Here is a 19,005-nt window from a genome sequence, read left to right as displayed (position 1 = left end):
TCCGTTCACCTTTACGACGAATTTGCGCATATTAGCTTACCCTTAGATCACGGTAAGTTCGGTTACCCAAACTTTATTCTTTGGTGATTGCTACCTGAGCCGGACTGTTGCGGACGGTGTACGAATGTTATTGGGTGGAAACCCGAAGAATGATTTGCACATACGCGAGTGACGTCACGCCGTGACCGGTGATCGACGCACTCTAAAGCACCAGGGCTCACCAGCCCGCAAAGAAGGGACCCACGTGTCTGTTTACACGCTGCCGGAACTCCCCTACGACTACGCAGCCCTCGAGCCGCACATCTCGGGCAAGATCATGGAGCTGCATCACGACAAGCACCACGCGGCTTACGTTGCCGGTGCCAACGCTGCACTCGAGAAGCTGGCCGAGGCTCGTGAGAACGACACCATCGCAGCGCAGGCCAACCTGCTCGAGAAGAACCTGGCGTTCCACCTCGGTGGCCACACCAACCACACCGTTTTCTGGAACAACCTCAGCGCTGACGGTGGCGACAAGCCCGAAGGCGAACTCGCCGCAGCGATCGACGACAACTTCGGTTCGTTCGATCTCTTCCGCGCTCACTTCTCCGCGAACGCCAACGCCATCCAGGGCTCCGGCTGGTCCATCCTCGCGTGGGACTCGATCGGACAGCGTCTGATCATCGTCCAGCTCTACGATCAGCAGGGCAACATCTCCATCGGCCTCACGCCGCTGCTGCTCCTCGACATGTGGGAGCACGCCTTCTACCTCGACTACCAGAACGTCAAGGGCGACTACGTCAAGGCATTCTGGAACATCGTCAACTGGAACGACGTCTCGGCTCGCTTCGACCGTGCACGTACCCAGACCGCAGGTCTGATCGTCTAGTCACGCTCTTCTCGCGAACGGCGGCGCCTCACCAGGGGCGCCGCCGTTCGTGTCAGCAGAGCACCACCGAGCAAGACCGTCGTCGCTCCGAAGACCAATGCCAGTGTGCGAGTTCCGGAGTCACCGCTGCTCGCGGTGGTCTGATTGACGGCCACCGGATCCGACAGCACCGAGGTCAGCTGAACCTGCTGCGGAGTGGTCATCGCGGGAATGCCGGATTTTGCGCCGTCGAGGCCCGTGACCAATGACTTGGCGATCCCTTGCAGCGTCGTGAATCCCTGGGTGATCTGGTCGGTCACGTCACCGAGCATCTGCGGCGCCTGATCGGCTATGGGGATGAGTCCGTCGTTCAATTGTCCGGCAGCACTGCTCAGTTGATCGCTCGCCCCTTGCAGCTGCCCGACGGCGGTGCGGACCAGATCACCGAGCTCCGTATCGGGTCCGACCGAACCACCCAACAGCGCCGGAACGGTGCCCAATTGCGCATTCAGCGCACCGAGATCCGAACTCACACCGGCCAGTTGCGCTGTCACGTCAGGCGGGATCGGAAGGCCGTTCAACGCGGTCTGCAACGTGTCGATTCGTGTCTTCAATTCCGCGGTCGAGGACGACGCCTCCCCCAACGTCAAGCCCAGCGAATCAGCGCGCGTGGCCAACTCTTCCGCCGATCCCGATGCCTGATCGACAACACCGGATACCTGTTCCGCCACGCTCATCAACTCCAACGCCCCGGACCGTGCGGTCTCGAGATACGGCAGCAGTGTGCCGGCGCCCGCCTTCACCTGATCGATGGACTTTCCGGCCTCGTTGGTTCCGGCGACCAGAATCTGTGCGGTGGTGAGGTTTTGATCTATCGAGCGCCTGGCGGCTGACGTCTGAGCCAGCAGACCCTTGATTCCGTCGGCGCCGACCTGCGCGGAGACCGCCCGAGTCAGTTCGGTCGACCTCTCCGGATCCGAACCCTTCACCGCCAGCTCGACACTCGCCTGGCGGGGGTCCGTGCCGAACATCGACGCAACGGATTCACTGAAGTCTTCCGGCACCGTCAACGTCGCGAAGTAGTTGCCGCCGGGGTTGTCGACCACCTGGAAGTCGAAGTCTTCATTCTTGCCCAGAGTGTCCACCAGCGTGTCACCCGCTCGAAGTTCCTTGCCGTCGAGAGTGGTTCCGGCGTCTGCGTTCACGATCGCGACGGTGCGCGAATTATCAGCACCGCCGCCCGCGAAAATCACGAAGCCGATCCCCGCGACCGCAGCTGCGACTATCGCCGCTACACCACCCACCGCCAGCCGTCGACCGAGGCGTGACGGCTGGCGGTGGGTGTTCTCGGTGGTGTTCTCGGCGCTCATGGGCGAGACGATAAAGCAACAACTTGTAGAAACACTGAGAGTCGCGGAAGCCTGCAACCCTTCGTCCCCATCAGACTGCCTGTTGCCTGAGTCACACCTGTGAGCTAGTTTGAAAGTGAGACGAGGATGTCTAACACGAAAATGTCGAACACGGAGGACTAGTGAAGAGTGGGCGTTCTGTGACCTTCATCGGGAAAGCATCAACAGTCGGCTCGGGCGACACGCTCCTCAAACGCGTAGCTGGATACCGGAGTACGGCAATTGTTGCCACCTGCGCCGCACTGGTGATGGCCACCTTCGCCGCCGCGCCTGCCGGCGCCGCCCCCACTGCGAGCCAGGCCGCCGTCTGCGCGGAGCCTGCGCCTGGCCAACTTGCCGCCCGCGAGAGTCCGGAGGTCCTGGGAATTGACGCGGCCGCCTTGGCGGAAGCGCTGGACTTCGGGCAGACGAAGGGCGCCGCCACCACCCAGGTTTATCGGCACGGTTGCCTCGCCGGCGACCGCACCGGAACGGGAAACCTTCCGATACCGTTGGCCAGCACCACAAAGGGCGTCGCCTCGGTAGCGGTCGGCCGTGCAATCACCATGGGGCTCTTCACACTCGACGACCCGCTCCGAAAGTTCTTCCCGCAGGCCGACGACGCCCACGGTGCCCTCACAGTCCGTCAGATCCTCACCCAGACGACAGGCCTGCATTTCAGCTGGCCGGCCGAGGGTGCAGGCATCGGCACCGATCAGATCCTCCAAACACTCAGCACACCAATTGATTTCCCGGCAGGAACGAAGTTCCAGTATGCACAGAACACGCTGGCCCTTCTGCCGAAGATCATCGAGATCACCGCACGATCGGATTTCCAGCACTTTGTGCAACGTGAGGTGTTCGGCCCGGTGGGAATCAGCCGCGACAGCTGGGTGTGGTTGCGCGATCGCAGCGGTAATACCGTGGTCAGCGGCGGATTGGCGATGCGCGCGGACGACCTGGCTCGACTCGGACGACTGATGTTGCAGAACGGAAGTTGGAACGGGCGCGAGATCGTCGACCCCGACTATGTCCGCGACGCCGCCCAGCCAACGGACGCCAACGGCGGCTACGGATTCCTGTTGTGGACCAATGTCGGTGATACTCACTGGCCTTCGTTCTCCGGTCGCTCGGTTCGCCGCATCGACCATCCGATTCTGCCGGGTTCCCCCCGCGACACGTATGCGTTCTCCGGGGCGCTCGGACAGCTCATTGTGGTGGTGCCCAGTCGCGACATGGTCATCGTCCGTCAAGGAATCCCTGTCAGCATCGATCCGAACAACCTGGGTGCCAACCTCGTTGGCACCGGAAACCCTGACAACCAGGAGCTGATCCGCAAGATCACGGCCAGTGTGCGAGATCTGCCGCCGGCACCGGTCGATGATCCGTACCGCTACAACGATTCGACCGGCCCACTGTTCCGAGAGCCGGCGGACGTCCTGTTCTGGTCGGACCCGGCCAACGTGCTGGCCATCCTGCTCGGCACCGGAGATTACGCCGACACCGGCTGCAATCTCCTGTGGTGCAACGGGAAGCCTCTACCGGTGGATCTGTCCGACACGGTCGTAGATGCCAGCGCCCAGATCGCGGCCGCAGTCGCAGCCAGCTCCCGCGGACCACGTTAAGAGCAGTTGAAAGCAGTTGAAAGCAGTTGAGAGAGAACGATGCCGACACAATTGGGGAGACGCTCGATGCGTAAATTGATCTTGGGAGTGGCGCTCGGTTTGACTCTGACACTTTCCGGTGCCGGAATTGCCTCCGGCGAGCCGAATGACGTTCCGGGACAGCAACCTGTACCAGGGCCTGGACCCGTTCTCGGAGCGGTGTTCCCGGCGACCGTCCAAGGCGCGATACACCAGAAATTTGCCGTCGCCGGAGCCCACGATGTGACCGTCTCGCAACAACTGACACAGTGCAACGACCTCTACGGAGGTTTGCAAAAGCTGCTCTCGCCACTGGCGGGAATGAAGGATCCGGAGCAGTTGCGATGCACCAACGCATTCCCACACGGTCCCGATTCACCAATCGGTGTCCTGTACTACTACCCCACGGATCTACAAGAAATGGCAGCGGCGCCTGCGTTGGTATGGGTACCGGGCATCGACGGCGACGCCGGCCAGTACGACGACGCGGCGCGACTGTGGGCAAGCCGCGGATTCATCGTGGCGATACCGTACAACTTCGTCAATTCCACCACCACTGAACACTTGTGGGGGACGCAAGCACTGATCCAGGAGGAAGGCCGCCCCGGTTCACCTCTGCACGGGAAGGTCGATCTGTCCCGCGTGATCCTGGGTGGCCATTCCGGAGGCGCAGGTTCCCTCATCTACGCGGCGTCGTACCTCCCACCGGTTCAACAACTGCTCGACCCGCGCCTGCGCATCGTCGGCGCGCTGAGCGTCGCTACCGGAATCCAAGCCCCCATCGGAGCCGCCATCACGGTGCCCACTCTGACGATCACAGGGACCCGCGATTGGGTCACGGCGCCATTCCTGTGGCCGTACTGGGCCTACGCCACCATGTTCCAGGCGCCCGCCTACAGCGCCCCCATGGTGAACGGCACCCACCTGAGCATCAACGACGATCTGCCGAACAATCCAGCCGCCAGTTTGTCCATGGCATGGTTCGAGCACCTCGTCGGCGGAAACCCGGAAGCGGACGCCGTGTTCGTCGGTCCACAGTGGGGTCTGGCGAGCGATCAAGCCTTCGTCGACGTCAAACGCAACGCCCCGGCCGATCGGCTGAATTAGCCCCGAAGCTACTTACTTGTTTGGTCAGGTCCACCGTTCGGCTCGGATTCTGCGGGTATTTTCGGCTTTTCAGGCTCCTCCGGTTTCTCCTTCGGCATGTCCCGAGGCCCGCTGATCAGGATGTCGGCCCAGCGTGTGGCTGGGTCGATGTCGAGCAGGACGGCCTTCACCAACAACGAAAGCGGGATCGCCAGCAACGCTCCGAGCGCCCCGAGTACCCACGACCAGAAGACAAGTGAGAGGAACGTCATCGTCACCGACAGTCCGACGGCGTCGCCGACGAACTTGGGTTGGATGATGGACTGGATCACGAAGTTGATGACGGAGTAGACGACGATCACCCAGAGCATCAGCCAGGGGCCGCCCTGCAAGAGCCCGAGAAGTGCCGGCGGGATGACGCCGATGACAAACCCGATGTTGGGGATGTAGTTGGTGATGAAGGACAGCAGCGCCCACAGAACGGGTAGCTGAATGCCCATCAGCCACAGCGCTCCACCGTCGAGTACCGCCACGATGAGGCCGAATACCGTCGAGACCACCAGGTACTTGCGAGTCCCTGCGGCAAAAGTGGAGAGCGCGTAGGAGATTTCGGGACGCTGCTCGGCCAGCACGTGCAACCGCGAGCGGATACTCATGCCGTCGAAGGCCATGAACAGCAACAGCGCGAGGATGAACACCAGATCCGACAGAATGCCGAGCAGACCCTCCAGCCCGCTTTCGAGTACACCCACTACCTTCGTGAGATCGATACTGCTGAGCGTGCTTTGGATCTGTTCGGTGCTCACTCCGAAGTCGGCCAACTTGTCGCGGCCCTCGTTGAGGAGGTTGGTCATCTCCTCGGAGTACTGGGGCAAGATCGTCGCCAACTGCGCCGTCGACACGATCAACGAGGCAGCGAGCCCGAGCAGAATCAGATAAACGGTGACAAGCGAGCCCAACATTCCGACCCACTTGGGCCACCCTCGTCGCTGCGACCAATCCTGAATGGGCTGAACGGCAATCGTCAGCACCAGTGCGAGGAAGACCGGTCCGAGGATGCCGCCGAACACTTTCATTCCGCCGACGGCAACCACGGTGGCCGCGATACCGAGAAGTACGATCAAACCGCGAGGGATCGACCAGTTCTCACTACCGGACAGCGTGGGGATCGGAGCGGGAGCCGCGACGGCCGGCTTTCCCTTCTTAGAGAACACCGACTTCCTTTGCCCGGCTCCTGATCTGGAATGCTCCCACGATCATGAAGAGGCCGAACAAGATTGCGTACCAACCCAACAACCAGATGAGGCTGATGATGCCTTCGCCGGGCGCGACGAGAAGAATGATGCCGAAGATGACAGCGAGTACCGAGGCTGCGAGCAACCATCCCCAACTGGATCCGGGCAGCGCCTTCATCTTGAAGGCGCCGACGATCCCGAAGATTCCGAACATGATGGCGTAGAAGGCAATGATGTACAGCAGCACCAGCGCAGTGATGCCTGGCCAGACCAGGGCGACCACACCGGCTCCCACCGAAACGACGCCGGTGAACACCCCCCATCCCCAAGAACTCAGGTGCTCGCGGTCCCGGACGGCTCGAACGATCGTGATCAAGCCGTCGGCAATGGAGTAGATACCGAACAGGAAGACCAAGGCCACCACGGTAATTCCCGGCCACACCAGTGCGATGATTCCGAAGATCACACCGAAGATTCCGCGGATCAGGATCATCCACCAGATCTCTTTGCCGTACTGCACGAACGGATTCTGCGTGACCATCAGTAGCCTCCGAAGCAAGCGGGTGTCTCTGACCGATTCAACAGCTCTTCAAACAGGGCAATACCGACAGATCGTATGGCTATCGAGACCTTTCCGCCCATCGAAACGCGCGGCTGATACCGAGTTGTGCTCTTCGGGTACGAAGCGAGAGGACCTTCAGCCTGCTTCCCGAATACCTGCTTCCCGAATACCCGGCGCAGTCCACGATCCCGACAGCACTGCCGCCTTCGGCCAGTACAGGCGCAGAAAGACGTTGAAGTCACCGGACGGAGCCGGCAGCCAGTTCCGCTCCTTCTCACCACCAGGGGATTCGTGCTGGAGATAGATGTCGAGGGAACCGTCGTCGGCAAACACCAGATCACTTCGATCACCGATCGCGTATCGGTCGATCGGGTTGTCCACGAAGAACTGCCGCTCGTTCATCATCGTGAGCGACCAGAAGCCCTCGACCGGCGGCAGTTCGTCCTTCTCGAAATGAAGTACGTACTTCTTCTCGCCGGTCAGAGGCTTCCCGTCGACGTCCGTGGTGGCGTGCGGGTACACGGCATCAGCGTCGAGGTTGGCCCCGAAACCGAGCCAGACGATCAAAGCCCGCTGTGCGTAATGAGTTCCGTAATGCCCCAAGCCGCGGTGCATCGTCCAGCCGTTCTTCGGACTACCCTCGGCCTCTTTGGCGATCTCGCTCAGCACGTCCATTCCGGTTCGCGCGGCTCGGTCGAGGGCATCACGCACCTCTTGCGGACGCGACTTCCAGGGCAGCGAGGAGCCGATTCCGATGTCGGACAGCTGTTTCATCATCTCGGTATCGTCCGGGCGGGGAGGATTGTCGTCGAGAAGTGCGTCGAGTGTGGTGAAGAAGGCCTCGCCGTCCATGGCGGCCACCTGGTCCACCGGCGGCGTCCGGGTGTCGACGGCAGCGTTCACCGGCACTTCGCCGGGCGTGAAGTCCTGAGGGTCACCCGTCCACTCCGACAGCGGTGTCAGTCGCGTCCGGTCCTGCAGGCTGTGCACTTCAGCCAGGTCCGTTCCCCCCGACGTCGCATAGCGGGCGACTATCCAGTTCATCGCCGTCGGAGAACGCAGCAGCGTCAAACCCTTGGGCACGTTGCCTTTCCAATTCGGCCCGGCCACCAGATACGGTCCCCCGGTGCGTCCCACAGTCCGAGATCCCGGCACCGTGAACACGTCGCTCCACGCGTCGAGGATGGGCACCAGCCAGTACCGCGTGCCGAAGTCCGGCAATGAGAGCACCTGCGGTTCCGTCGAGACGTCCAGCCACCCCGACGAGTGGAGAGTGTCCGCGTTGGGTGAGACGACATCGGTGAAGGTCGCGTCGGGCGTTGTACGCGCATAAGCGAACTGGTTGAGCGGGGCTTTCATCGCCACCGGGGCCGGCACCGCCGTCATGACGTCACGCGATACCGCCGCAATCAACAGTGGATATCCGAAGATCCACGCCTGCGTTGCCAGGTCTTCCAGCCGAGAACGGTTCTTCGACAGAGTCATGCCTGCGCATACCACCGCCCTCACCAGCGCAAACCTGGCTGGCACTCTCCCCGTCTTGTGTGCCAGTACCGAATGGGTGCATATTTCGATTACCCAACGAGGTGTGCCGGACCGACGCATGCGCGTCTGCCCGAGATTTGCCCCAGCACCGAGGGAGGAACAGAAATGAACAGAAACGAAGCAATAGGCATTTCTCCGTTCCAAGCCGCCGGATCTTTGCAGGGGTTCGTCATTTCCGGGCGTTGGCCGGACACCACCCAGGAGTGGGCTCAGCTTCTCGCCTTGGCTGTCCGAGTGGCGTCGATGCCGGGTTTGTTGCCGACGACGACGGTCTTCGGGGTTCGTGAGGACGTTCCCGAGGACCCCCAGCCGGGCACTGTCGGTCTGGTGGTTGCCGAAGGTCCGGTGCTGGGCGATTTTGCCCTGACACCCGGCCGTTTCGCCGATCACCAGCCACCGGCCCTGATCATGCTGCACCCGCCGTCGGAAACCACGTCCAGCCTGCCGGAATGCGAGGGCAGCGCGTCGGGGTGCGTACTACTGCCCGGTCTTCCCTACCTGGGTTTGGAGCATCGTGCGGCCTGGGTCGAGGCAGAGCCGGACGGCACAGTCGTCTCCATGATCAGCCGTGTCGGCATCGATCCGATCAGCGATCCCGACACCGCTGTTTTGGCCATGCTCCTCGCCTCGTGACGGTCCCGGTAAGCGATAAGTTCGGACTCCCAAACTTGCTGCGCGCTTTGCCAATTCGTTTCGACCGCGCTAACGTGGGTAGCAACGAAGGGGAGTAGCCCCCAATCGCCTGTGTCGACATACTGGTTCGACGCGCTCCGTCATGTGCGGATCGCGAAGCACCCGGCCTGGCGAACCGAAGGTCCTGTGGCCTCGGTGGGCGAGACCTTCGGCCGGACAAGCGCACCCGCTGCGCCTGCCCAGGCCGGAGGCTCGCATTTTTCCTCCGACCTACACCGACCGGAGGAGTAAATCTTGCTTGCCGCAATACTTTTGAGTTTCGGCGTCATTTTCGTCGCGGAACTCGGCGACAAGTCGCAACTGATGGCAATGACGTTTGCCTTGCGCTATCGCTGGTGGGTCGTTCTCGGCGGAATCACCGTCGCCACCACCCTTGTTCACCTGGTCTCGGTCGCCGTCGGCCACTACGTCGGCGTCGCACTTCCGACTGCGGCAATATCGATCGTCGGCGGTATCGCCTTCCTGATCTTCGGTCTCTGGACGCTGCGCGGTGACGATCTCACCGACGACGAGCAGAACAAGGCCGGTCGCGTCACGCGGTCCGCCTTCATCGCCGTCGCGTCGGCGTTCTTCCTGGCCGAACTCGGCGACAAGACCATGCTCGCCACCATCACTCTTGCCACCGACAACGACTGGATCGGCATCTGGATCGGATCGACTGTCGGCATGGTGGCGGCCGACGCTCTGGCCATCATCGTCGGCTCGGTACTGGGCAAGCACCTTCCGGAGGGATTCATCAAGATCGGTGCCGCGGTGCTGTTCTTCGTCTTCGGCGTCTGGCTGCTGCTCGAGGGCATCTTCCCGGACTCGTCGGCCGGCGTCATCGGCGGCGGAGTTGTTCTCGCAGTGTCCGTGGTGGGCGCGCTGGCCCGGATGGTCTGGAAGCGCTCCCAAGCAACCGACTCTGATCCACACCTCGTCGACGAGAATCGGACCCCGATCGACTGACTTTCAGCGAAGAAGGTCGTCGGCGCCCCAAATCGCGACCGGCACATGACCTTCTGCCACTCCGCTGGGTCCGAGTAGCTGCCCGAATCGCTTCATCGGGTAGAGCGAGACGCGTCGATCGAGGATGCGCACACTGCCGATTCGACGTAGCCGATCCTCGACGACAAGACTCTGGGTGAGGCTACTCAGCCACACGCTGATCAACATGTTCGCCGTTCCGGTGGTCGCCACCAACAATCGGGTCTCCGGCCAACTCGACACGAGTTGGCCGAGTTCGTCGGTGGAACCGTCCACAGCGACGTCGAAGATCACTTCGAAGGGTGAACCGACGGCCTGTTGCGAGACGTCGCAGCGAAAAATCAGCTGCTGCGACGCAGTCAGCTGCGCCAAGCGCCGTCGAATCGCAGTCTCGTTCGTTCCACAAATCGCGGCGAGGCGCGCATAGCTGGCACGTCCGTCGCGGCCGAGCGCTTCCAACAGTGCGCCGTCGGACTCGCGGAACTCTGTCGGGTCCGCGGGCGCCGCAGCCCCCTTTGTCGATGCCGTCGCCAGTTGAGCGCGACCGGCCTGTCCCAGAGCGCCCGGCTCCCAACTGAAGCCGTCGCGGTACACCTTCACCCCGACCCGGCTTCTGATCGACAGAATTCCAGGATCGGCAGCCAGGTGCTCACACACCAAGGTGTCCAGACTCTTCTGGTCGGCGGCCACCACACCGACGAAGTACTCGAACTCACCTTCCGTCCTGGCCAACAGGTAGGCGCAGGACAGTTGACGCAACAGTTCCCCCACGTCGGCAACGGAATCCTGAGTGGTCCTGATCATGAGATAACCGAATATGTGGGTTCGACCGATTGCGACCGCGTTGACCCACGAATGACCGTTCGAGACGAGTCGACGCCACCGGCGGGCGATCGTCGTCGAATCCATGTCGAGCACCGACGACAACTGCGTCCACGACGCGCGGGGGTTGAGTTGGAGTGCATTGATGATCTCCAGATCAGATTCCGCGATGACAAATGCGTCGGATTCCGGCTTCATCAGTCAATTATTGCCGGATTGCTGCATTCTGAATGGTGATCACTGCATGTTTGCCAAAGACGTGTGAATCACTTCACAGTTTCACCACTTGGAGGCCCAGTGCTTCGCTCCACCAAAGTCACGGTCGCGCTGCTGTTCGTCGCCTACGCGATCGACTACATAGATCGGCTGGCGATCAACCTCGCCCTCCCCCTGCTCGGTGAGGAGTTCGATCTCGACTACTCCCAGCGTGGGTTGATCATTTCCACGTTCTTCATCGCCTACACGCTGGCCCAACTGCCTGGTGGACTGCTCGCCGATCGATACGGCGCAGTCCGGATGGCCCTCATCGGTTTGGTGGCGTGGAGCGTCTTCACCGGCCTCACTGCGCTTGCGTGGTCGTTCGGGACGCTTCTCGTTGTTCGCTTTCTCTTCGGTCTCGCGCAGGGCGTGTTTCCGGCCGCTGCTGTAAAGCTCGTCGCCGAGCGAAGCATCCCGGAGCAACGTGCCACTGCCACAGGCTGGATGAACAGCTCCAATGCCGTCGGCACGCTGCTCGCCATTGTTGTCGCGGCAGCGCTCCTCCCGTTGATCGGCTGGCGTGGGATGTTTCTGGCCGTCGCTGCGCTCGGCGTACTGTCGCTCGTCAGCATCAAGTTGTGGCTCCCTCCCGCACTTCCGGCGGAGATCGACCACGGTCCGGATTCTTCCTGGGACAACATGCGCACCGTACTTCGCTCCCGCGCTATGTGGCTCTTCGCCTTGATGTTCTTCGGATACGACTTCGTGATCTGGGGGATGTCGTCCTGGGTTCCGTCCTACCTGCATGACGAACGTGGAATCGCCCTTTCGAGTGCAAGCCTGCTTCTCATCCCGGCAACCGTGGTGGCGGCGGTGACCACCGTCATCGGCGGGCGAATCTCGGATCGACTGGCAGGCAACAGCCGTATCGTCGTGGTGCCGTCCATGCTCGCGTGCATCGTGATGCTCGTTTCCATTCCTTTCGTCTCCAACACGGCCTTGTTCGTCGTTCTCGTCACCCTCGGATCTGCCGCTGCCTCTTTCGCTTTCATGCCGTGTTTTGCACTGCCCCTGCGGGCTCTGCCTTCTTCGGTGGTCGGGGCCGCGTCGTCGATGATCATTTTCGGCGGCATGGTCGCCGGAATAGTCGCACCGCTTGTATTCGGATTCATCGTGGACCATCTCTCCTGGTCAGCGGCGTTCGTATCGCTCGCACTCGGGCCCGTCGTGGCGATCGTCGCGGTAATGGCAGCACCACAAACCCGAGAAAAGATGCTGAACCTGGTGCAACTGAAAACCGCCAACTGAAAGAAGATCAACCATGAATCAACTGCTTTCGAATCTCGAGTTCGGAGACCCGTCGCGGTTGCGAACCGTCGAGCCGCACTGGTTCGATCTGTACCGGGACCTGCATGCACACCCCGAGCTGTCCGGCGACGAAACTCGCACTGCCGCAATCGTTGCCGAGGAACTTCGGCGAATCGGCGGCTGGGATGTCACGGTCGGGGTCGGCGGTACGGGTGTGGTCGGTGTTCTCACGGGAAGCAGCGGCCCGGTGATCCTGCTACGCGCCGACATGGACGCGTTGCCGGTCGCAGAAGACACCGGTCTGTCCTACGCCTCCAAGACGGACGGCGTGATGCACGCGTGTGGCCACGACGTTCACGTGACCGCGCTACTTGCCACGTGCGCAGCGCTTTCCGCGGATCCGACGTCGATCACCGGGACGATTGTCGCGGTCTTCCAGCCGGCCGAGGAGACCGGCTCCGGAGCTCGTGCGATGGTCGACGACGGAATCCTCGACCGCTTCCCCCGACCGGACCTTTGCCTGGGGCAACACGTAGGCCCGACTCCTGCTGGGATGTTGGTCAGCAGACCCGACATCTTGATGGCAGCATCCGACACGATTCGAGTGGTTTTTCACGGCCGTGGTGGTCACGCGTCCTCGCCGTACGCATGCATCGACCCCTTGTTGATGGCAGCGTCGTTCGCGCTTCGCGTTCAAAGTCTTGTTGCTCACGAAGCAGCAACCCCGACGGCACCGGTGCTCACCGTCGGAGCCCTGCACGCCGGCACGGCTGCAAACATCATCGCTGATGAAGCCGAACTACTGCTCAGCCTGAGGACTTTCAGCGCAACGTCACGAGAAAACATGCTCGAATCGGTGCGCCGGATCGCCCGCGCAGAAGCGGACGGAGCCGGCGCCGGCGAGACTCCGGATGTGCATGTGTACAACGGCTTTCCGGCCACGGTCAACACTCCGGACGCCACGTACACAGTGATGTCCGACCTGCGACAGGCCGGCTTGGGAATGCACACTCTGTCACAACCACTTTCAGGTAGCGAGGACTTCGGAATCTTCGGCACCGCCGCCCAATGCCCCTCCGTGTTCTGGCATTTCGGTGGAACGGCACTTCGGAGTTTCGACGGAACCGCCCTTGCCGCGCTCGCCGAGGGACGGATACCACCCGGCACGCCTTCCAATCATTCACCGCGCTTCGCCCCCGATCCCGCCGCTGCCCTACCCGAAGGTGTCACGGCAATGACCGCGGCCGCACTGGGAGCCCTTGCGCGGAGCGCGTGATTCTCACACAGACTTACCCAGGGAGATAACGTCATGTCAGACGAACTGCACTACCTCAGCGCCACCGAAGCCATTGCTCACTTTCGCGCGCGAGAATTGTCTCCGATCGAACTGCTACAGGCAGTCATCGACCGAACACAGAAGTTCGAGCCTCACATCAATGCCTTCACCGAAGAGATGTTCGACGAGGCACTCGCCGGCGCACGGGAAGCCGAGAGCCGATACCTCGGCCGCGGACCCGACCCACGGCCTTTGGAGGGAATTCCGGTAGCTGCCAAGGAAAAACATGCTATTGCGGGAAAGGCTCTGACCGAAGGTTCGCTGGCGGGACGCGGCAACATCGCCCGCGAGAACGCACCGGTGATCGACCGAGTTCTGGCAGCAGGCGGCCTGATTCACGCACGCACGACGACACCGGAATTCTGCGTCGCGGCGTTCACACACTCTCCGTTGTGGGGCGTGACCCGCAATCCCTGGAACCTCGATTACAGTCCCGGCGGCTCCTCCGGTGGAGCCGGCGCCGCACTGGCCGCCGGAACTACCACTCTGGCAACAGCATCCGACATCGGTGGGTCGACGCGAGGCCCGGCCGGCTTTACCGGCACCGTCGGCCTCAAAGCATCATACGGGCGTATCGCCGGGGTTGCCCCGCTCTCCATGGATTCCTACCGTGGCGACGGCCCTATGGCCCGAACTGTCGACGACGCAATTCTTTTGGCCAATGTTCTGATCGGGCCGGACCCGCGTGACCATGCTTCCCTGAGGCCGGCGATCACACTGCCGCACGATTACCCGTCGGTCGAGGGGATGCGCATCGCTCTGTGCCTGCGGCTCGGTGACTTCCCCATCGAACCTGACATCGACGCGAACACACGGGCGCTCGCGCAATCGTTGGTCGATGCCGGGGCGATAGTCGAGGAGATCGAACTACCGTGGACTCGTGACTCGATGGCAGCAGCGGTGAAAGTCCATTTCGGGACGATCATGGGTGCATCCGTCGCGGAAGTTGCTCGCGTCCACGGTGATCTTCTTGCCGACTACACGCTCGACAACGTCGCAATCACGTCTCAGGGCGCTGCGGAGATGTCATTCCTGGACGGCCTTCGCAAGGAAACCCAGATGCAGCGAGAGCTCGCCGAGGCAATGGCCCCGTTCGATGCGCTGATCTGCCCGACTTCGGGCACCATCGCATTTCCGGCAGGCGAGTCTTTGCTCGACGGCCTCACTGTGGCCGGCCAGCACGTGAACACAACCGCCGAAGCGCTTCTCACGTTGCCGTTCAACGTCGCCAATCGGTGTCCCGTATTGGCGGTGCCCAGTGGACACGCTCACAACGGCGTTCCCACGGGCGTCCAGATCGTCGGTCACACCTACGACGAACCGACCGTGTTCCGGATCGGCAAAGCACTGGAGAAGATCCACCCGTGGGCGTACACCGCCCAGCATCAACCGAAGCTGGTTGCGCCGGCTTCCTCATGACGGCTTCCTCGTGACGGCTGAGGAGATCAGAGCTTGGCTCTGATCTCCTCGGCAATCGGCTGGAACTGCTCGAGGAACGTCAAGGCCCAACCGAACGAGGCGACGCCCTCGTAGTCGAACGAGTACACCTGATCGTTCTTGACGGCGCGCAGACGCTGGAAGATGGTGTCGTTCGCCAACTTCTCGTTGATGGGGCCCTTGCCGCTGTTGGTGATGATGACGTCGGCCTCGTCGAGTAGCTCCAACTGCTCCTTCGGGAACCACTCGTTGCTGCCGGCGGGAATTGCGAGCGAACGGTCGTTGAACTGGAACCCGGCCTCGCTGATCACCGTCGTCTGATACTTGGTCGGTGAATACAGCGAGAAGCCACTCTCCTCGAAGTACGTGGTGTAGACGACCTTCACCTTGCTCAACACATCAGCGTTGTCGCTGCGGAACTTGGCGATCCGCGCCTCGTACCGGTCTGCCAACTCCTGAACCTTCGCGCTCTGGTTGAGCGCGTCCGCGACCCCGAGGGCACGCTCCTTCCATGCGTACTGCCCGTCTTCGGCAAAAACCGCGGTCGGTGCGATCGACCGGATCTGCTCGTAAAGATCCGGGTTGTTCTCCGACAGCAGGTTGGTCATCACGATCAAGTCGGGAGACAAAGCCGCTATCGCCTCGGCGTTCGGCTCGTACCAGCGCCCCACCTTCGGGAGCGACCGCAGAGCAGACGCATAGGGTTCCGGGACGCCGTCGGCGTTCTCGTAGTCCACCGGCAGTCCGACGGGTGTGAATCCGGCGTCGAACATCGCGGGACCCGTGTAGTAATCGGCGCTGACCACTCGTTGCGGGTTGGCGGGCACTTCCACCTGCCCGAGAGCGGTGTTGATGGTGCGCATCGAGCCCTGTGCAGACTCACCGGTGCTGGTTCCGCAGGCCGTGAGCAATCCGATTCCGGCCAACGCGCCGGCTCCCAGAAAGCCGCGACGAGTCAAGGCTGCGGTGATCCGAGCGAACTCGGCATCGGTGTCGGACGTGGGCAAGAGAAGTGATGTCATGAAAGTGCCTCCAAGGCGCCGGATTCGAGTTCGCTGAGCCAGTTGATTGCCGTGCCGTAGTCGGTGACCTGAGTGCTGATTCCGAACGCCCGGCCCGACGCCGCTGCCGGAACACGGCTCCACAACGGGCTGTCGAAGATGGATTTCATTCCTGCAGAATCAGTTCCGTTGGGCTGCTTCGGGTAGATGACGACGGTGACGTCCCGCAGCATTTCGAGTTGCTCGAGGGGAAAGGCTTCGAACCCGGTGGATGGGCGCAGATCCGGGATGAACTCGCCGCGCGTGACATCGAGGTCGGCGAGCATCGCGCCGGTCACTCCGGTTGGATACAGAATCGAGAAGAGTCCTTCCGAACCTCCGATGGCGACCTGGGCCCAACGGTTGTCACGAAGCTGAGCGGCGTATTCGGTGCGGATTCGCTCCTGCATCGCCTGATACTTCTCGCGATTCGACGTCAATGCCGAACCCTTGTTGACTGCGTCTGCGACACCTTCCGACACCGAACGCCAGTCAGACCGGTTCGTGCCCGAATACACCGCTGTCGGAGCAATTTTCGAGAGCTCGCGGAACATGTCCTCGTCGATCTCGTACGCATCACCGACGATGAGGTCGGGCGCAGCAGCGACTACGGCTTCGCGGTTGACCTCGAGAAACACCCCCACCGAGGACAATCCGTCGATGAACTTCTGCTGCGCCGGGGTGAACTGGTCGATGTACGCGCTGTAGTCGAGCGTCGCCACGGGTCGGGAGCCGACGGCTTGCAACTGCCACGGGGTGTTGTAGGAGACAGCGACGATGCGCTGCGGATCAACGGGAACATCCACGGGGCCGTAATGCGTCTGCACCGTCCGAGTTTCGCCTTCCGCACCGCCACCGCCGTCCTCACTGCTGCATCCGGCAAGGGCGAGCATGGACAGTGCGGCGGCACTTCCGCCCAGAAAGCCGCGTCGAGTCAAGGCCGCGGTGATGCGAGCGAACTCTGCGTCGGTGTCTAGCGTCGGTAACAGGAGAGGTGTCATGGGCTTCCTGACGGTATTCCGAATTAGGGTCGCCTAAAATTACTCTCACCTGCGCCGTTACGGTGAAGCTTGTTGGCCAAGGGGTATCTCTTTCACGCCAGAACTCAACTGGTAATACCACTTGACCTCTCACCAGCAAGCGCTTAAGGTCGGTACATGTTCCAACCCGTTGCACGCACCTCGGCCTCCGGCGCAGTCTTCGACCAGATTTCCGTGAAAGTGCTGGCCGGAGAGCTGGCTGCCGGCGAGACACTACCCAGCGAGCGCAAACTCGCCGAAGCATTCGGTGTCTCGAGGCCGGCAGTCCGAGAGGCTATTCAGAAGCTCGCCCAAGCCGGACTCGTCGAGGTCCGCCAGGGCGAGTCCACGTCAGTGCGCGATTTTCGACGCCAGGCCGGACCAGAACTTCTCCCCCAACTGCTGGTTCGCGATGGCGTCCCCGACCTGACGGTGGTGCGCAGCGTCCTGGAAACTCGCGAGTTGATGGGACCGCAGATCGCGGTGCTGGCGGCTCGTCGCATCTCCGCAGAATCTGCCCAGCACCTCGACGCGGCCGTGGATCATCTAGGCGCCACCGAAGATCCGGTCGAGCTGCAAAGCCGCGCGCTGGCGTTCTGGGACGTCGTCGTCGACAGCGCAGATTCCATTGCCTTCCGCTTGATCTTCAACAGCCTTCGAGCTGCATACGAGCCGGCCATGACGGCGCTTGCCTCCGTCATGGTGGCCGAAGTCGGCCAAACCGATCTGTATCGAAAACTGGCCTCCGCCATCACTTCACACGACGAGCCCGCCGCCGAGACCCTGGCAGCGACGCTGCTCCACACCGGTACGACGGCAATCGGCGACGCTCTCACCTTCCTGGAGGGACTGAAACCATGAGCAAGCCACTCACTCTGGCCGATGCCGCACGGACGTTTCGTAAGTCACCGACGCCGTGGATGATCGGCACCATGCTGCTGGCCGCGGCGACGACCCGCATTGCGTTGGGCGACTGGCAGATCACCGACGCACTTGTTCCGCTCGTGATGATCGCCGCATTCCCGTTCGTGGAGTGGATCATTCACGTCTTCGTTCTACATTGGAAGCCGCGAACCATTGCCGGCGTCACACTCGATTCACGGCTGGCGCGCAGCCATCGGGAACACCACTTTGCGCCGCGAACCGTCTCACTCATCTTCATTCCGTGGCAGACGCTCCTGATCGTGATTCCGGTTCTGACGGCCCTCGCCCTCCTGGCGTTTCCCCGCGTCGAACTCGGCCTGACGTTCCTGACCTGCATTTCCGTGCTCGGCCTCGGTTACGAGTGGACGCATTTCCTCATCCACAGTGACTACAAGCCGAAAACTGCTCTCTACCGGTCGGTTTGGCGTAACCACCGCAACCACCACTTCAAGAACGAGCACTACTGGTTCACCGTCACCACCGCGGGAACTGCCGATCGCGTACTGGGCACGTACCCCGATCCCAAATCCGTCGAGACATCCCCGACGGCCAAGAACCTGCACGGCGCAGCGTCCAAGCCGTGAAGGAGGGCCGGTTCCTGGCCCCCAGCTGGCAATGAACTTGAACTTGACTGTGTATCAGTGATTTTCGTTGAAACTCACCAGAACCGTGCTTAGTGTCGTTGGAGTCAGAAGTTCGAAAAACGCTGTAACCGAAGGACACAACACATGTTCAACGATGTATTCAACAACGTCATCCACCCGATGGTCACGAACTTCCAGCAGTTGGGCCCCCAGCAGTTCATTCCGCAGCAGTTCATCCCACAGGGAGTGTTCCAGCAGGCGCCGCAGGCGGCCGAGCAGGCAGTGACGTTCTTCGGTAGCTGATACCGCAATCCACAGATAGCGCCACTCAGGGGTCGTCCGTCCAATATGCTGGACGGACGACCTGAGTGC

The 19,005-nt window shown here is 61.9% G+C and carries 18 protein-coding genes; 11 read left to right on the top strand and 7 right to left on the bottom strand.

Translation table 11 applies throughout. From position 1 onward, the window contains the following. Window positions 1-244 precede the first annotated feature (244 nt). Complete coding sequence (locus ACFT1A_RS01180; RefSeq protein ID WP_003944189.1) at window positions 245-868, top strand: superoxide dismutase; 624 nt, start codon at window positions 245-247, stop codon at window positions 866-868. Here ACFT1A_RS01180 and ACFT1A_RS01175 read toward each other — a convergent pair. Beyond that, a complete protein-coding gene (locus tag ACFT1A_RS01175) occupies window positions 865-2,217 on the bottom strand; it encodes a hypothetical protein (protein ID WP_378445505.1) in 1,353 nt (450 codons plus the stop codon). The genes ACFT1A_RS01180 and ACFT1A_RS01175 overlap by 4 nt on opposite strands. A 179-nt stretch (window positions 2,218-2,396) precedes the next feature. Here ACFT1A_RS01175 and ACFT1A_RS01170 point away from each other — a divergent pair, with 179 nt between their 5' ends. Then, the gene (locus ACFT1A_RS01170) at window positions 2,397-3,860 is read left to right on the top strand and encodes a serine hydrolase domain-containing protein (protein WP_378445504.1); all 1,464 of its coding nucleotides are present in this window, start codon (window positions 2,397-2,399) and stop codon (window positions 3,858-3,860) included. 66 nt (window positions 3,861-3,926) lie between these two features. Further along, complete coding sequence (locus ACFT1A_RS01165) at window positions 3,927-4,985, top strand: alpha/beta hydrolase (protein ID WP_378445503.1); 1,059 nt, start codon at window positions 3,927-3,929, stop codon at window positions 4,983-4,985. 8 nt (window positions 4,986-4,993) lie between these two features. Here ACFT1A_RS01165 and ACFT1A_RS01160 read toward each other — a convergent pair whose 3' ends face one another. The 3 genes from ACFT1A_RS01160 to ACFT1A_RS01150 all read right to left on the bottom strand — a co-directional run bounded on the left by ACFT1A_RS01160 (window position 4,994) and on the right by ACFT1A_RS01150 (window position 8,246). Then, window positions 4,994-6,178: an AI-2E family transporter gene (locus ACFT1A_RS01160; RefSeq protein WP_378445502.1), complete on the bottom strand. Its 1,185-nt coding sequence runs from the start codon at window positions 6,176-6,178 to the stop codon at window positions 4,994-4,996. Continuing rightward, complete coding sequence (locus ACFT1A_RS01155; RefSeq protein ID WP_378445501.1) at window positions 6,168-6,740, bottom strand: HdeD family acid-resistance protein; 573 nt, start codon at window positions 6,738-6,740, stop codon at window positions 6,168-6,170. Before ACFT1A_RS01155 ends, ACFT1A_RS01160 begins: the two co-directional genes overlap by 11 nt. Window positions 6,741-6,896: 156 nt before the next feature. Further along, window positions 6,897-8,246: a DUF1254 domain-containing protein gene (locus ACFT1A_RS01150; protein WP_378445500.1), complete on the bottom strand. Its 1,350-nt coding sequence runs from the start codon at window positions 8,244-8,246 to the stop codon at window positions 6,897-6,899. A 165-nt stretch (window positions 8,247-8,411) separates the two neighbouring features. Here ACFT1A_RS01150 and ACFT1A_RS01145 point away from each other — a divergent pair, with 165 nt between their 5' ends. Both ACFT1A_RS01145 and ACFT1A_RS01140 read left to right on the top strand, forming a co-directional pair. Next, window positions 8,412-8,939 (top strand): peptidase, encoded by a 528-nt coding sequence (locus tag ACFT1A_RS01145; protein ID WP_378445499.1) that lies wholly within the window; start codon window positions 8,412-8,414, stop codon window positions 8,937-8,939. Between the two features lie 294 nt (window positions 8,940-9,233). Then, window positions 9,234-9,947: a TMEM165/GDT1 family protein gene (locus ACFT1A_RS01140; RefSeq protein ID WP_378445498.1), complete on the top strand. Its 714-nt coding sequence runs from the start codon at window positions 9,234-9,236 to the stop codon at window positions 9,945-9,947. A gap of 3 nt (window positions 9,948-9,950) precedes the next feature. Here the strand turns inward: ACFT1A_RS01140 and ACFT1A_RS01135 are convergent, their stop codons facing one another. Further along, window positions 9,951-10,985 carry an Lrp/AsnC family transcriptional regulator gene (locus ACFT1A_RS01135; protein ID WP_378445497.1) on the bottom strand — a complete coding sequence of 345 codons (1,035 nt, stop codon included), beginning with the start codon at window positions 10,983-10,985 and terminating at the stop codon, window positions 9,951-9,953. Between the two features lie 99 nt (window positions 10,986-11,084). Between ACFT1A_RS01135 and ACFT1A_RS01130 the strand changes: the two genes are divergently transcribed. From ACFT1A_RS01130 to ACFT1A_RS01120, 3 genes are read left to right on the top strand one after another with little or no spacing between them, the layout of a single operon-like run. Beyond that, window positions 11,085-12,293 (top strand): MFS transporter, encoded by a 1,209-nt coding sequence (locus ACFT1A_RS01130; RefSeq protein WP_347875699.1) that lies wholly within the window; start codon window positions 11,085-11,087, stop codon window positions 12,291-12,293. 13 nt (window positions 12,294-12,306) lie between these two features. Continuing rightward, window positions 12,307-13,569 carry an amidohydrolase gene (locus ACFT1A_RS01125; RefSeq protein WP_378445496.1) on the top strand — a complete coding sequence of 421 codons (1,263 nt, stop codon included), beginning with the start codon at window positions 12,307-12,309 and terminating at the stop codon, window positions 13,567-13,569. Window positions 13,570-13,602: 33 nt separating this feature from the next. Further along, window positions 13,603-15,048: an amidase gene (locus tag ACFT1A_RS01120; protein ID WP_378445495.1), complete on the top strand. Its 1,446-nt coding sequence runs from the start codon at window positions 13,603-13,605 to the stop codon at window positions 15,046-15,048. A gap of 26 nt (window positions 15,049-15,074) precedes the next feature. Here the strand turns inward: ACFT1A_RS01120 and ACFT1A_RS01115 are convergent, their stop codons facing one another. Then, entirely contained in the window at window positions 15,075-16,088 is a 1,014-nt protein-coding gene (locus tag ACFT1A_RS01115) for an ABC transporter substrate-binding protein (RefSeq protein ID WP_378445494.1), read from the bottom strand. After that, window positions 16,085-17,107, bottom strand: coding sequence for an ABC transporter substrate-binding protein (locus ACFT1A_RS01110; RefSeq protein WP_378445493.1), 1,023 nt, complete (start codon window positions 17,105-17,107; stop codon window positions 16,085-16,087). The genes ACFT1A_RS01115 and ACFT1A_RS01110 overlap by 4 nt, the downstream gene beginning before the upstream one ends. Before the next feature lie 156 nt (window positions 17,108-17,263). Between ACFT1A_RS01110 and ACFT1A_RS01105 the strand changes: the two genes are divergently transcribed. The 3 genes from ACFT1A_RS01105 to ACFT1A_RS01095 all read left to right on the top strand — a co-directional run bounded on the left by ACFT1A_RS01105 (window position 17,264) and on the right by ACFT1A_RS01095 (window position 18,936). Continuing rightward, window positions 17,264-17,986 carry a FadR/GntR family transcriptional regulator gene (locus tag ACFT1A_RS01105; RefSeq protein WP_378445492.1) on the top strand — a complete coding sequence of 241 codons (723 nt, stop codon included), beginning with the start codon at window positions 17,264-17,266 and terminating at the stop codon, window positions 17,984-17,986. Beyond that, on the top strand, window positions 17,983-18,633 hold the full coding sequence (locus tag ACFT1A_RS01100; protein ID WP_378445491.1) for a sterol desaturase family protein: 651 nt from the start codon (window positions 17,983-17,985) through the stop codon (window positions 18,631-18,633). Before ACFT1A_RS01105 ends, ACFT1A_RS01100 begins: the two co-directional genes overlap by 4 nt. A 144-nt stretch (window positions 18,634-18,777) precedes the next feature. Further along, the gene (locus tag ACFT1A_RS01095) at window positions 18,778-18,936 is read left to right on the top strand and encodes a hypothetical protein (protein ID WP_378445490.1); all 159 of its coding nucleotides are present in this window, start codon (window positions 18,778-18,780) and stop codon (window positions 18,934-18,936) included. The last annotated feature ends 69 nt before the right edge of the window (window positions 18,937-19,005 follow it).

Source organism: Rhodococcus sp. NPDC057135, assembly GCF_042670865.1.
Classification (GTDB): domain Bacteria; phylum Actinomycetota; class Actinomycetes; order Mycobacteriales; family Mycobacteriaceae; genus Rhodococcus_F.
The sequence above is the reverse complement of the archived record's forward strand: the minus strand, read 5'-3'. Positions and strand labels throughout refer to the sequence as shown.

Excerpts from the sequence above, each read along its gene's own strand:
- ACFT1A_RS01175 (WP_378445505.1), bottom strand. The coding sequence starts at position 2,217 with ATGAGCGCCGAGAACACCACCGAGAACACCCACCGCCAGCCGTCACGC.
- ACFT1A_RS01165 (WP_378445503.1), top strand. The coding sequence starts at position 3,927 with ATGCGTAAATTGATCTTGGGAGTGGCGCTCGGTTTGACTCTGACACTT.
- ACFT1A_RS01155 (WP_378445501.1), bottom strand. The coding sequence starts at position 6,740 with ATGGTCACGCAGAATCCGTTCGTGCAGTACGGCAAAGAGATCTGGTGG.
- ACFT1A_RS01150 (WP_378445500.1), bottom strand. The coding sequence starts at position 8,246 with ATGACTCTGTCGAAGAACCGTTCTCGGCTGGAAGACCTGGCAACGCAG.
- ACFT1A_RS01145 (WP_378445499.1), top strand. The coding sequence starts at position 8,412 with ATGAACAGAAACGAAGCAATAGGCATTTCTCCGTTCCAAGCCGCCGGA.
- ACFT1A_RS01135 (WP_378445497.1), bottom strand. The coding sequence starts at position 10,985 with ATGAAGCCGGAATCCGACGCATTTGTCATCGCGGAATCTGATCTGGAG.
- ACFT1A_RS01125 (WP_378445496.1), top strand. The coding sequence starts at position 12,307 with ATGAATCAACTGCTTTCGAATCTCGAGTTCGGAGACCCGTCGCGGTTG.
- ACFT1A_RS01120 (WP_378445495.1), top strand. The coding sequence starts at position 13,603 with ATGTCAGACGAACTGCACTACCTCAGCGCCACCGAAGCCATTGCTCAC.
- ACFT1A_RS01115 (WP_378445494.1), bottom strand. The coding sequence starts at position 16,088 with ATGACATCACTTCTCTTGCCCACGTCCGACACCGATGCCGAGTTCGCT.
- ACFT1A_RS01110 (WP_378445493.1), bottom strand. The coding sequence starts at position 17,107 with ATGACACCTCTCCTGTTACCGACGCTAGACACCGACGCAGAGTTCGCT.
- ACFT1A_RS01105 (WP_378445492.1), top strand. The coding sequence starts at position 17,264 with ATGTTCCAACCCGTTGCACGCACCTCGGCCTCCGGCGCAGTCTTCGAC.
- ACFT1A_RS01100 (WP_378445491.1), top strand. The coding sequence starts at position 17,983 with ATGAGCAAGCCACTCACTCTGGCCGATGCCGCACGGACGTTTCGTAAG.
- ACFT1A_RS01095 (WP_378445490.1), top strand. The coding sequence starts at position 18,778 with ATGTTCAACGATGTATTCAACAACGTCATCCACCCGATGGTCACGAAC.